Consider the following 12,717-nt stretch of genomic DNA (forward strand, 5'->3'; position numbering starts at 1 on the left):
CAGGGACACCATTTTTCTGCATACGACGTTTGTGAATATGGGAAGGGGATCAACGATTACCGCACCCGATATGTCTATTCGATCTTTTTTCAGCTGGCTGAATTAATTTGCGCGCCGCTTGTGCATGCTGGATTTGGTGCAGCGCTCCCAGCCCATATTCGGCACGTGCCGTCATTATACTTCCGCGTTAAATGTAGATTCGGCATCCTTATTTGCAGTCAGTGGAATACGCTTTCCTTGGCTCGCAAGGTTCTCATAGACCGAATCGCCGGTGGTCTGCTGCTCCCGCACCAGACCTAAGGAAGGTTTTTCCTTCCCAACTGACACAACTGGTGTCTACATTTCATCTGCGTTGTTTACACGGTGCACTGACTTCATACCGACCGCGCCCGGCACTTCGGATTTAAAGCACTTCAGTGCGGATTGCCCGGCTGTTGATGAAAAGGTGCCTCTGGGAGGCATCCTGGCAACTCCTGTTCTCATCAGGCGATGGGCAGAACCTACCATGGCTTACCTCCATCCTAGACACGGCATGAAGCAGACCCCTTTTGAGACCCGGTTTAACGCCTACCTCCAGCCACCGCGAACTCACCCCCTGACTCATATCCCTGCGCGCTTGCGTTCACTGATGAGCCAACCCTAGCTCATCCATGGGCGCTAGCGCTCACCGGTGAACTACCCCAAGCTCAATCAGAGGGGCCTCCCATGCATAGATCTGCGTACCTCCGGATGGAAGGCTCACCCTACCGTGAGGAGCCTAGCTATTTGGATCCTGACGCTGCAGGGCCAATCTCGGCACGTATGCGTGCCAATAAAGACTCAAGCCCACCCTCATCGCCTTTGATCTGATAAGCAGCCGCTAGGACACTCAAAGGATGTACATCCATAACTGAAGCTAGCCGCTCCAGCTTGTCCAACGTAGGACATTTTAGGCCGCGCTCGAGGGTGCTGAGATATGTGCGACTGCTGATGCTTGAGAAGTCTTCCTGAGTCAGGCCACTGGCGGTTCTAAACTGCTTAAGTGCCTGACCAAACGCTTGCTTCAGCTCCATTTCGCGCCCCACGCAAAATAGATGATGAAGCCCTCTAGACCACTATAGAGCTACAATCTGTAGTGGTCTTTTACGAGAGTGCCGACATGTATATGACACGGCAGGGAGCGTACATCGACCTCTCTGGACTGAGTTCAGAGGGCTTGCATTGGCGCTACGTAGAGCACAGTCGGCATTCGGCTTTGTTCTACATCACGTTAACCCGTTATAGCGAAGGAGCAAGCTTTCAGACCATGCTCCAAACGATGGACCCTCACGTTCTGGCCACGGTGATTTGCAGCTCCTCACACAATTTGGCTGTAAATGATGTGATGCTGGTCACGCCGCCCTTCATAAATGGGACTGAGTCTTGGCTAATGGAAAACCTTTTGGAGTTTTCGCAATGTCACAATGCGAAACACGGCAGCTTTGATTATTTCCTAGTTCCTAGAGGACATTACTACACACCACAACCTGTGTCAGATCCAACAAAGCTAAACTTTGAAAAATGCATATTCTACAAAAAAATCGAACCTTAAATAGGTCTTGCATTAACTATTCATCGAAAACGAATGAGTTTGGAGAACGGAGGGTCGTACATGTTTATCAAGGTTCACCCAAAAGAGTCGCCATGCATTTTAACCGTCGAAGAAACAATATCAAGACTGAGCCGCATTGACTTATCGAAACATTCTAAAACGCGTCCCCGCCCCGACATGTTTCTTACCGAAACTGAGCTGCAGTCGTTACGTGAGGAAATGAGGCGGGATGGCGCGCGCATGAGAGAGTGGTTAAGCGCTAAGCTCAACTAGACTATAATTTTATAAAATCAGCATGAAAAATTCTATTAAAAAACATGTTTCCATGATTCACACAAGCGGCGCCCTGTCAATTGAAGGAAGTTCGGCATCAAGTTTTTCTTTCGATAGACCATGCTTATAAGCGTTGTACTGCCACTTAATGAACCGCTCCAAAAGGTGTGAGTTTTCACTTTTCAAACGACTATTCTCACTCTCCAAGCGTGCGATACGCTGTTCTGCGATACTCAAACTGGCCGGCCTCTTGGTCGTGACACGCCCGCTTTTTTGCTGTTGCTTTTTATATCCAAAAGCAGCCTTTACTTTGCTGTGTGAGCTCAGCGTTTGTCTAGTCGGCCGCGCACCTATCAGAGGTGCCACTGCATCGCATAGCGTTTCCCACCCCAGCTTACCTTCCCAGGAATCAATCACGTTTATCAAAATCGCAATGTCCTTGCCGGTTAAATGCTTAGCCATAATCCCCTCCAAACAGCGAACGCAACTCATCAAGAACGGGGATCTCTGGCGCAGATTTTGAGAGCTTCGCAGTCCCCTAGCGGGCAGCCAATTCACGCTTCAAGGGACTGAACTCTTGATCGTTGCTCAAGCGAATTACTGACCCCATCGGCGTGTTCGGCGATTCAAGTATCTCGATGAGCTGACAGACCCGTTGCAGGGTTTTTTGTTGATGCTGACTCCACCGATCAGCACCATACATCCCATCTACAGTGGCCTCTCGTGCCTTTTCCAACTGCTTAAGAATGCCATCCCGCTGCTGCATCAGGCGCTTTAGCCTTTCCTCGTCTCCCTTGATGCAAACCTGCTCAGTGCAGTTCAAGCAGTCGCGATGCTTCTGACATGGCAGCATGGAAAAATCGTGAACACAAAAGCCATATTCGGTTACGTGAGCAATTCCGTCTCCGACGGCATCTAGGTCAGCAAATGTTACCGGAGCATTAGCCTTTACTTTATCGAGGACGCCACCTAATCCAGCTATTCGAGCCAGGTCAACGTATTCATCGTCGCTCATGTGATTATAGGTAGCATTCTGGTGGATGTTCGCGCGACCTGACCACTTTGCCAGATCAAGCTGGCCAAGGTCGCCCCTTTGAGCAACTGTATTTAAGAAGTGCCGCAACTGATGCGAAGTCATGGAAATCTGCGTCCCATCCCGATTGGTGTAGCCATGACGACGCCAAATATTTCTTTCTTGGCCCGGAATGTAGTTCAGATCTGTAGTAAAGGTGCTTTTGCCCGGAGTCCAAAGCAGCAAAGGGCTGATACGATCAGGGTGCATCTCATGACGGCGGAAGCAGCAGAGTGCTTCTGAGTATTTGATATGCCGTTCTTTGTTCTTCCAAGGCCAGCCTTCCGGTAGTCGGCTATGAGCAAACTTGTTCAGGAACGCCAAGGTCAAAGGCTGGCCGTTTGCCTTCAGGATCTGATAAGGCTCATAGCCCTTAAAGTACGGACCGAGATTCAGGCGCTTCACCTGCAAACCTAGCGCCATTGCCGCCTGCTCACCTGTTAGCGGATCAAGCTCGCCAACATTCGGACAGTCCACGTGACGATAGAACTTGTCAGGGTGCGTTTCATACCAAGTAGCGAGCCTACGCCCTTCTTCTGACATCTGGGTGAGTCGACGCACCGCCTCAACGGCTATCTCTTTCGTCACGGTTGAAACCCACTTGACGTCAGCACCGTAACCTTTCCCAGCATAGAAACGCAGTCCAAGGCGTTCGACGCCTTTAGAGTCAATTTCTGAATGCAGGCAGCTGACCGGCATATCCTGCACCTCACTGATACGCGACGGAGCGCACATCAACAACGCAAAGATCGAGGTTGTGAAACGATCGCGAGGGGCTTGAGGATCGTTTGCGAACATTTCACCCATGAATTCGAGCAAGTGCTGGTCGGGCATTTTTTCAGCCCGTTTCTTTTTCCCCTCAACATCTGTCCGATGAATTTCCTTGGGTTTGGAGATCGGATTTTTCCAATTGATAGCCGCTGGAATAATTTTACTTTCGTTGAGAAATTTAACGAGGTGAACCAAGCTGGTCCCTGCTTGATATGCGGTCGCGTTGTACTCTCGAGCGATCTCCGCAGCTATATCCATTACCTGAATGTCCGTCAGCGTGACATCGGCCCTCCCCTTCACTTGTAGAAGCGCCTTCTCGATGCAGCGGATCGCTTTGAACTCATTCTTAAGTTTGCTGGGATTATGCCCTTGCTGATAGCGCACATAAGATTTGGCGAAAGGAACAATCTCGGAATTCAGAAGTTGACTGGCGGTGAAGCCCCGAGCCGGTGCACCCATAACCGTGAAATTACCAACCCCCGGCCATGCGTCGCGCCCCCAATCGAGATCAGCGCCGAACACCGTAAGCCTGTCACGACACATCTCGATGAAATCTTTCAGATTGGTTCTGGCATCAAGCAAGTGCTTTGGCGTAAACAGAAGAACTTCAGCCACGAGCTACCTCTCTTCTCATTGCATTACAGCGTCTAACCACATCGCTCACCGCAAGAATCAATCGATCGTTAACGGAAGCAATTTTTCTGTCTTGGGTCTGCTCTAGCACGTTGTCGCGCTCGTAGATCAAGCCATCCAGGACAGCTTCATGCGGACCGTTTAACCAAGGCTGGAAATGATTGCAGGTGTAGCAGGCAATAGGCGCTAAGGCGCCGCAAAAACCGTAACTGCCGCAATTACCGAGGTTTACAGTACCATTGGAAATTCTGCTATTTGGGTCATTGCCTCGCTTTGCGTCTACCTCAGATACAACAAGCACACCTTGGAATGCTTGTGCGATGGGTGCCAGCTGCAACGCTACAGCCTTGTCAATCCGCTCGACAATCTCAGGAATGTTTCGCACGTATACGCCAGCGTTTTGCGTGTCGGAATGGTCGAGTGCTTCTGCGATAACGAACTCCCCGTGTCCTTCCCGCGCTAGATTGGTACCGAGCGTATAACGAAAACGGGTCGGATTAAGACGAATCAGGACGCCTGTGCGCTCACTGAACACCTTTGTCGTTTCTGCCACCAGAACCATCGATTCGTATACAGAAGCGCTTGGGGCATGCAAACGATCTCCACTGAGTTGAATATTAAGCTCGGACCGCACGTCGAAAGCGTCTAACTCCGGGAAAAGCGGCAGCTCAACTACCAGATCCGCTGGAACTTCCACTCCTAACCTTTTGGCAAATGCCTGCCGAACATGCATGGCTTGCTGCTGCAAAAGTAGCCAGAGATCTTCGACTATCGCAAACTTATTGAAATCGGAGCGCCAAGGCTGATTACGCTGCTTGGCGCGAGGAAAATTGATGAAGAACCTGCCTAAGTGCTGAATAAGGTCTTTCAACTTCAATCCGGTGATTTGACTAGGTCGACGCCCGGTCATAGCCAAGGTCATTGCATAACACGCATCGACAAGCTCTAGACGGTTACTAGTGTAATCTCTCATGACTGCTGCGGTAACGCCTTCCATTTCGATATCGGTCAGCGGTCCGCTGTCAGGGCACATTGATTGGACTGCATAACCTTTTTCATTGCCTTTGAGCGTCCATTTATCCAACAATGAGAGAGTCTCTGGGGGAATACCGGTGTAACCGAGGTCAGCCCATTGCCTAATGAGTCCGCGCAACGTTCCCAAATACCATTCTGTTTTCGTTTCCAACGTAGAGCGGTACGAAATCAAGGATTCGACACTGAAAAGGGGCAGCCCCACGGTCGCTTCTACATAGTGTTTGCAACGCCTAAATAAGTTATTCGCGTGAGACGGCGCATTCGTCTTCGCATAGAACGCGAGCACATGCCGGAACGAGATAAACAGCTCTGTGCTCATGGCTCCTGACAGAGCAAACATCGGGATCTCAACGTCCCTGCTCAGCTTCCATCGCTCACCATCAAACCTGACCAGATATCCTTCCCTCGAGTAAAACTCTGCGTTTGCATTCGCGTATGAAGACAGCAAGCTCATAAAGCACCTCCCTTATGTGCTTTACCAAGATGTTTGTTTTGAAGCTCCAGCACCGCTCTACCAGCCTGCTCTTTGATATGCCTACGGTTGTAGTTTGCTGCCGTCCCGGACGTCTCGCTCCAGCCCATGAGGTATGAACGAATCTTTTCTTCGCGCTCAGGCGTCATGCCCTGACTCTCGCAAGTTTTCGAGAAGGAATAGTTCCAATGATGGCGTAGCGAATGAGCGTGAATACCGCTATGGCCTTCAAGGGTATGCTTCAGCTCTCCAATGAACTTACCGAACCCAGCGTTCGATAGCGGCAGCCCCTGCGAACCTCCCGATTCGTGCGTTACAAAGAGATAGCCATGCTTCTTGGCGCCCGGCACTTTATTTCGATGACTTAGCACATAGCCACGAATCCGATCCACAAGCTCGGGCATCAACGGGAAGACACGTTCTCGTGTCTTCGCAACTGGCTGATAAGCCCTAGGATCACCCTTGGAGTCTGGGCGTCTAACCACTTTCAATGTGTTCATCGCAAAATCGATGTCTTCGACTTTCAGATTCAGCAGTTCACCGCGACGGAGTCCCGTGATGCGGAGAATGGAGAACATCAAAGCATTGCGCATCTGGACTGCATATTCACGCACTGGATTGCTGTCTGACCCTGGCCTCAAAGCTTCTTCGAGCGTATCAAGCACTGTGTCATCGAGATGCTTTTCCTCCCGACTTACGTTGGACTTATTCGACGTCCTCGGACGGTTGGCTTTGATCTGGGCAGCCATTCGCGCAATACCTTCGCGACCCGAAGTAGATGGCGATAGGAGCTGTTCAGCGAGGAAGCCTAGGTAATCGGCAATCACTGACATGCGTGCATATTGGTTGGTTGTGCTAACTGCTTTGGGCCTGCGGGAAATCGAAACCACGGTGCCGTCATACTCGTCGGTCAACGGTTTCTGCATGAAATCACGCAGGGAATGGATTTCGTGGCTCTGAAGGAGCTCTCCGCGCGCGAAACGCGACTCGACATCAATGCTGTAGTAGCTCTGCTAGGCGTACATGGCTTTAAGCGCATTGAGCGCATTCTGAATTGTGTTCACCGCCAGTGAGCGCCCCCGCATGTGCACAGTAACGTACAACGCAGGGTAGAACAGAGGCATCCCGCCCTCATCGACTAGAACGATAAATCGTTCACCATTCGAGGATTTGATTCTCCGAGTTGACAGCTCCACGGCAGGCTCCTTCTTTACGTCTTTACAGGGTATGAATTCTTAAGAACGTGCTCAAGATATTTTTACCGACCGTAAAAACGCGAAACCCCCGCAATGCGGGGGCCTCGGGCCGAAACCTTACAAAAAACTCTAAGGTATTCCCTAGAACGGAATATCATCATCAAAGCTGTCGAAGTCCGCAGGCGGTTGCTGTTGTGCAGGCTGTTGCTGCTGCGGCGCCGGGCGGGACTGCTGGGGTTGGGACTGCGGGCGGGGGGCCTGCTGGCGTGGAGCTTGGCTTTGGTTGTAGTTGCCGCCACCATTGCCGCCGCCTTGGCCTTGTTGCTCACCCTGTGGGCGGCCGCCGAGCAACTGCATGGTGCCCTGCATGTCCACGATGATTTCCGTGGTATACCGCTTGATGCCGTCTTTTTCCCACTCGCGGGTTTGCAGCTTGCCTTCAATGTACACCTGGGAGCCCTTGCGCAGGTACTCACCGGCGATTTCCGCTACCTTGCCGAACATCGATACGCGGTGCCATTCGGTGCGTTCGACTTTCTGACCGCTTTGCTTGTCAGTCCACTGCTCGCTGGTCGCCAGGCTGAGATTGGTCACGGCGTTGCCATTGGGCAAGTAGCGTACTTCAGGATCCTGGCCGCAAGTGCCGACCAGTATGACTTTGTTAACCCCGCGGGCCATAAACGTTCTCCTAGGCTTCGCATGTGCCCTGGCGCGGATTTACCAGCGCGTCGAGGGCGGTGCGGTCCAAAATTTTCGTGTCCAGTTTGATGTAAATGGCGGCTTCCTCGGCCACCACCACGGCGTCTGTTACCCCCGGAACGGCCATCAGCCGCTCGCTCAGCCCCGCTTCGTTCAGCGCTTCAGGCGTGAGCGGCAGGCGCAGGCTGGTGACATAGGGTGGTTCCCGCATAGTACCAGCAATAGCTATCCACAGCATGAGCAATACCGCGCACCCCAGGAACACCCCGCCAAGGCCACCGTGCTGGAACATCCAGCCACCGAGGATGCCCCCCAAGGCCGCGCCCAGAAACTGGCTGGTGGAGTACACACCCATGGCCGTGCCCTTGCCACCCGCAGGCGATACCTTGCTCACCAGCGACGGCAGTGAGGCTTCCAATAGGTTGAACGCGGTGAAGAACACCACGGTGCCGATGACCAAACCGCTGAGGCTTTGAGCGAAGGCCCAGAAGTACAGTTCGGTTAGCGCCAGCACCACGATTGCCCCGAGGAGCACGCGCTTCATTTTGCGCTTCTTTTCGCCATAGATGATGAACGGAACCATTGCGAAGAATGAAACAAGCAGGGCAGTGAGGTACACCCACCAGTGCTGCTCTTTCGGCAGCCCAGCCCGCTCTACATAGGCCAGGGGCAGCGCCACGAAGCTGGACATCAGGATGGCATGGAGAATGAAGATCCCTGCATCCAGGCGCAGCAGGTCCGGGTGGCGCAAGGTAGGGCCGATGGCCTGGCGGGCCACGCCGGACTCACGATGGCGTAGCGCCCGGGTGGAACGCGGCACCACGAAGGCGACGATCAGGATGCCCAACAGCGCCAGCACGCCCGTGGCCATAAACAGCCCACTGAGCCCAAAGGCCCGGGTAAGCAGCGGGCCAACCACCATGGCCACGGCGAAGGACAAACCAATGCTCATACCGATCATGGCCATGGCCTTGGTTCGGTGTTGTTCGCGGGTAAGGTCTGACAGCAATGCCATCACCGCCGCGGAGATCGCACCCGCGCCTTGCAGCACGCGGCCCAAGATAACGCCCCAGATGCCATCGGCCTGGGCGGCCACCAGGCTGCCAATGGCAAACACTACCAGGCCCACGTAGATCACCGGCAAGCGGCCTATGCGGTCTGAGATCATCCCGAAGGGTATTTGCAGCACCGCCTGGGTCAACCCATAGGCACCAATGGCCAAGCCAATCAGGGGCAAGGTGGCGCCGTTTAGATCCATGCCATAGGTGGCCAATACTGGCAACACCATGAACATGCCTAGCATGCGGAAGGCGAACACCAGCGCCAGGCCGGCGGCGGCGCGGGTTTCGCCACCACTCATGCGTTCGCTGTGAAGATCTTGCATGGATATACCTCGTGTGAACCGGTCAGGATTCTACCAGTCCGATCGTTTGACGGCACATTGAGTGACGCTATGCCGCATGAATGGATTTTCATGCCAGCCACGCGCTCGATCCAGGCCCTAAGGGCCGCAGCAGGCCGGGAAGTGAGTTTGCCCGGCAGGCCCCGTATACTTTTGTGTTTATGCCCGCCGAGCGAGGCCGCCTTGGACAAGATCCTGATTCGTGGGGCACGCACCCACAACCTGAAAAACATTGACCTTACTCTGCCGCGCGACAAACTGATCGTCATCACGGGCCTTTCGGGGTCGGGCAAGTCTTCCCTGGCGTTCGATACCCTGTATGCCGAAGGTCAACGCCGTTATGTGGAGTCGCTGTCGGCCTATGCCCGGCAGTTCCTGTCCATGATGGAAAAACCGGACGTGGACACTATCGAAGGCCTGTCGCCGGCCATTTCCATCGAGCAGAAGTCCACCTCTCACAACCCCCGCTCCACCGTGGGGACCATCACCGAGATATACGACTACCTGCGTCTGCTCTACGCCCGCGTGGGTACGCCTCGCTGCCCGGACCACGACACGCCTCTGGAAGCCCAGACCGTTTCGCAGATGGTGGACTTGGTATTGGCCGAACCCGAAGGCCGTCGCCTGATGCTACTGGCGCCGGTGATTCGCGAGCGTAAGGGTGAACATTTGGGCGTGCTGGAAGAGCTGCGCGCTCAGGGCTTCGTGCGAGCGCGTATCGACGGCAAGCTGCACGAGCTGGACGAAGCGCCCAAACTGGACAAACAAAAAAAGCACAGCATCGATGTGGTGGTGGACCGCTTCAAGGTCCGTTCGGACCTTCAACAGCGCCTGGCCGAATCCTTTGAGACCGCGCTCAAGCTTGCGGACGGTATCGCCTTGGTGGCGGCTATGGAGGAAGGCGACAAAGCCGAAGATATGATCTTCTCGGCGCGCTTCGCCTGCCCTATCTGCGGCCATGCCATCAGTGAGCTGGAACCGAAGCTGTTTTCTTTTAACAACCCTGCTGGTGCCTGCCCTACTTGCGACGGCTTGGGCGTAAAGCAGTTCTTCGACCCTAAGCGCCTGGTCAACGGCGAGCTTACCCTGGGTGAAGGGGCGATTCGCGGCTGGGACAGGCGCAACGTCTATTACTTCCAGATGTTGGGTTCGCTTGCCTCTCACTATAAGTTCAGCCTCGAGAAACCCTTCGGCGGGCTGCCGGCAGAGAAGCAAAAACTGCTGCTCTACGGTAGCGGCAAGGACAACGTGGACTTCCGTTACCTCAACGACCGTGGAGATATTGTCAAGCGCTCCCATCCCTTTGAGGGCATCGTGCCGAACCTGGAGCGGCGCTATCGGGAAACCGAATCCACCAGCGTGCGCGAAGATCTGGCCAAATACCTTAGCACCCAACCCTGCCCTGAATGCCGGGGGACCCGCTTGCGTCGCGAATCCCGCCACGTGTGGGTAGGCGAGAAAACCTTGCCGGCAGTCACCGGTTTGCCTATTGGCGAGGCTTGGGAATATTTCGGTGGCTTGCAACTCACCGGGCGCAAAGGCGAGATCGCGGACAAGATCCTCAAGGAAATCCGCGAGCGTTTGCAGTTCCTGGTCAACGTAGGCCTGGACTATCTGACCCTGGACCGTAGTGCGGATACCTTGTCTGGTGGCGAGGCACAGCGCATTCGCTTGGCCAGCCAGATCGGCGCTGGCTTGGTGGGGGTGATGTATATCCTCGACGAGCCGTCCATTGGCCTGCATCAGCGCGACAACGACCGTCTGTTGGCGACCCTCAACCACCTTCGCGACATTGGTAATACGGTGATCGTGGTCGAGCACGATGAAGACGCTATCCGCCTGGCCGACTACGTGGTGGACATTGGCCCTGGCGCCGGTGTGCATGGCGGCGCTATCGTGGCTGAGGGCACGCCTGAAGAAGTGATGGCGCACCCTGATTCCCTGACCGGTGCCTATTTGTCTGGGCGCAAGAAGATCGTCTACCCGGCCAAACGTACGCCGCGAGATAAAAAACTCACCCTTAGTATCAAAGGCGCGCGCGGCAATAACCTGCGTAATGTGGACCTTGAGGTCCCTATCGGGCTGCTGACGTGTGTGACCGGTGTATCAGGTTCGGGTAAGTCTACCCTGATCAACAATACGCTGTTCCCCCTAAGCGCCACGGCGTTGAACGGTGCCACCACGCTTGAACCAGCGGCCCATGACAGCATCGACGGCTTGCAGCATTTGGACAAAGTCGTGGACATTGACCAAAGCCCCATTGGCCGCACGCCACGGTCCAACCCCGCGACCTACACCGGGTTGTTCACGCCTATCCGTGAGCTATTCGCCGGTGTGCCCGAGGCCCGTGCCCGAGGTTACGGCCCAGGGCGGTTCTCCTTCAACGTGAAGGGCGGCCGCTGTGAAGCGTGCCAAGGCGACGGTTTGATCAAGGTAGAAATGCACTTTTTGCCGGACATCTACGTGCCCTGCGACGTCTGCAAAAGCAAGCGTTATAACCGGGAAACCCTGGAGGTCCGGTACAAGGGCAAAAGCATTGATGAGGTGCTGGGTATGACCATCGAAGAGGCGCGCACCTTCTTCGACGCCGTGCCTGCCCTGGCGCGCAAGCTGCAAACGCTGATGGATGTAGGGCTGTCGTATATCAAGTTGGGCCAGTCAGCGACCACATTGTCAGGCGGTGAGGCTCAACGGGTGAAGCTGTCCCGAGAGTTGTCCAAGCGCGACACCGGCAAAACGCTGTACATACTCGATGAGCCCACTACCGGCTTGCACTTCGCGGATATTCAGCAGCTGCTGGATGTGTTGCACCGGCTGCGGGACCACGGCAATACCGTAGTGGTGATTGAGCACAACCTAGACGTGATCAAGACCGCGGACTGGCTGGTGGACTTGGGACCGGAGGGTGGGTCACGCGGTGGGCAGATCATTGCGTGTGGCACGCCAGAACAGGTGGCCAAGATGCCTCAGTCCTATACCGGAAAATACCTGAAGCCGTTGTTGGAGAGAGATAAAACCTGACTTTGGCCTAGGTCACCCGTAGGCGCTAGCGCAGCTAGCGAAGAGAGCTTTTCGCAAGCTTTGCTGGCCCCTACAGGGGTGCAGAACAGTGGTTAGTTACCCATCTGCGACTGCAGATAGTTCTGCAGCCCAATGCGTCGGATCAGGCCCAACTGCTTCTCCAGCCAATAGGTGTGGTCTTCCTCGGTATCCGCCAATTGCAGCTTGAGGATATCCCGGCTTACATAATCACGGTGCTGCTCGCACAGAGCGATGCCCTTGCACAGTGCGGCCCGTACTTTGTATTCGAGGCGCAAATCGCTTTGCAGCATCTCCGGAACCGTAGTACCTACGTCCAAGTCGTCTGGCCGCATGCGCGGGGTGCCTTCGAGCATCAGAATCCGCCGCATCAAGGCATCGGCATGGCCGGCCTCTTCTTCCATTTCATGGTTGATGCGCTCGTACAGCTTCGCAAAACCCCAATCTTCATACATCCGTGAGTGGATGAAATACTGGTCTCGGGCCGCCAGCTCGCCGGTCAGCAGCGTGTTGAGGTAGTCAATGACATCTGGATGACCTTGCATGGCCCACATC

Annotated in this window: 7 protein-coding genes and 2 pseudogenes; 1 reads left to right on the forward strand and 8 read right to left on the reverse strand. The window is 54.6% G+C overall.

Annotated elements, in window-relative coordinates; all coding sequences use genetic code 11:
- Positions 1-761 precede the first annotated feature (761 nt).
- From ACWKV4_RS02400 to ACWKV4_RS02430, 7 genes and pseudogenes are all read right to left on the reverse strand, one after another.
- On the reverse strand, positions 762-1,052 hold the full coding sequence (locus ACWKV4_RS02400; protein WP_483830525.1) for a helix-turn-helix domain-containing protein: 291 nt from the start codon (positions 1,050-1,052) through the stop codon (positions 762-764).
- An 848-nt stretch (positions 1,053-1,900) separates the two neighbouring features.
- Entirely contained in the window at positions 1,901-2,305 is a 405-nt protein-coding gene (locus ACWKV4_RS02405) for a hypothetical protein (protein ID WP_483830526.1), read from the reverse strand.
- A pseudogene (locus tag ACWKV4_RS02410) lies at positions 2,298-4,301 on the reverse strand (integrase). The gene ACWKV4_RS02405 and the pseudogene ACWKV4_RS02410 overlap by 8 nt, the downstream one beginning before the upstream one ends.
- Positions 4,294-5,808, reverse strand: a complete 1,515-nt coding sequence (locus tag ACWKV4_RS02415; RefSeq protein ID WP_483830527.1) for a site-specific integrase — start codon at positions 5,806-5,808, stop codon at positions 4,294-4,296. The pseudogene ACWKV4_RS02410 and the gene ACWKV4_RS02415 overlap by 8 nt, the downstream one beginning before the upstream one ends.
- Positions 5,805-7,022, reverse strand: a pseudogene (locus ACWKV4_RS02420) (tyrosine-type recombinase/integrase). The gene ACWKV4_RS02415 and the pseudogene ACWKV4_RS02420 overlap by 4 nt, the downstream one beginning before the upstream one ends.
- Positions 7,023-7,163: 141 nt before the next feature.
- The gene (ssb, locus tag ACWKV4_RS02425; RefSeq protein ID WP_483830528.1) at positions 7,164-7,700 is read right to left on the reverse strand and encodes a single-stranded DNA-binding protein; all 537 of its coding nucleotides are present in this window, start codon (positions 7,698-7,700) and stop codon (positions 7,164-7,166) included.
- Between the two features lie 10 nt (positions 7,701-7,710).
- Positions 7,711-9,105 carry an MFS transporter gene (locus tag ACWKV4_RS02430; protein WP_483830529.1) on the reverse strand — a complete coding sequence of 465 codons (1,395 nt, stop codon included), beginning with the start codon at positions 9,103-9,105 and terminating at the stop codon, positions 7,711-7,713.
- A 201-nt stretch (positions 9,106-9,306) separates the two neighbouring features.
- On the opposite strand from ACWKV4_RS02430, the gene uvrA reads away from it, so the two are divergent.
- Positions 9,307-12,144, forward strand: a complete 2,838-nt coding sequence (gene uvrA, locus ACWKV4_RS02435; RefSeq protein WP_483830530.1) for an excinuclease ABC subunit UvrA — start codon at positions 9,307-9,309, stop codon at positions 12,142-12,144.
- Positions 12,145-12,236: 92 nt separating this feature from the next.
- Here the strand turns inward: uvrA and bfr are convergent, their stop codons facing one another.
- Positions 12,237-12,707, reverse strand: a complete 471-nt coding sequence (gene bfr / locus ACWKV4_RS02440) for a bacterioferritin (protein WP_483830531.1) — start codon at positions 12,705-12,707, stop codon at positions 12,237-12,239.
- Between the last annotated feature and the right edge of the window lie 10 nt (positions 12,708-12,717).

Source organism: Pseudomonas artemisiae, assembly GCF_057128685.1.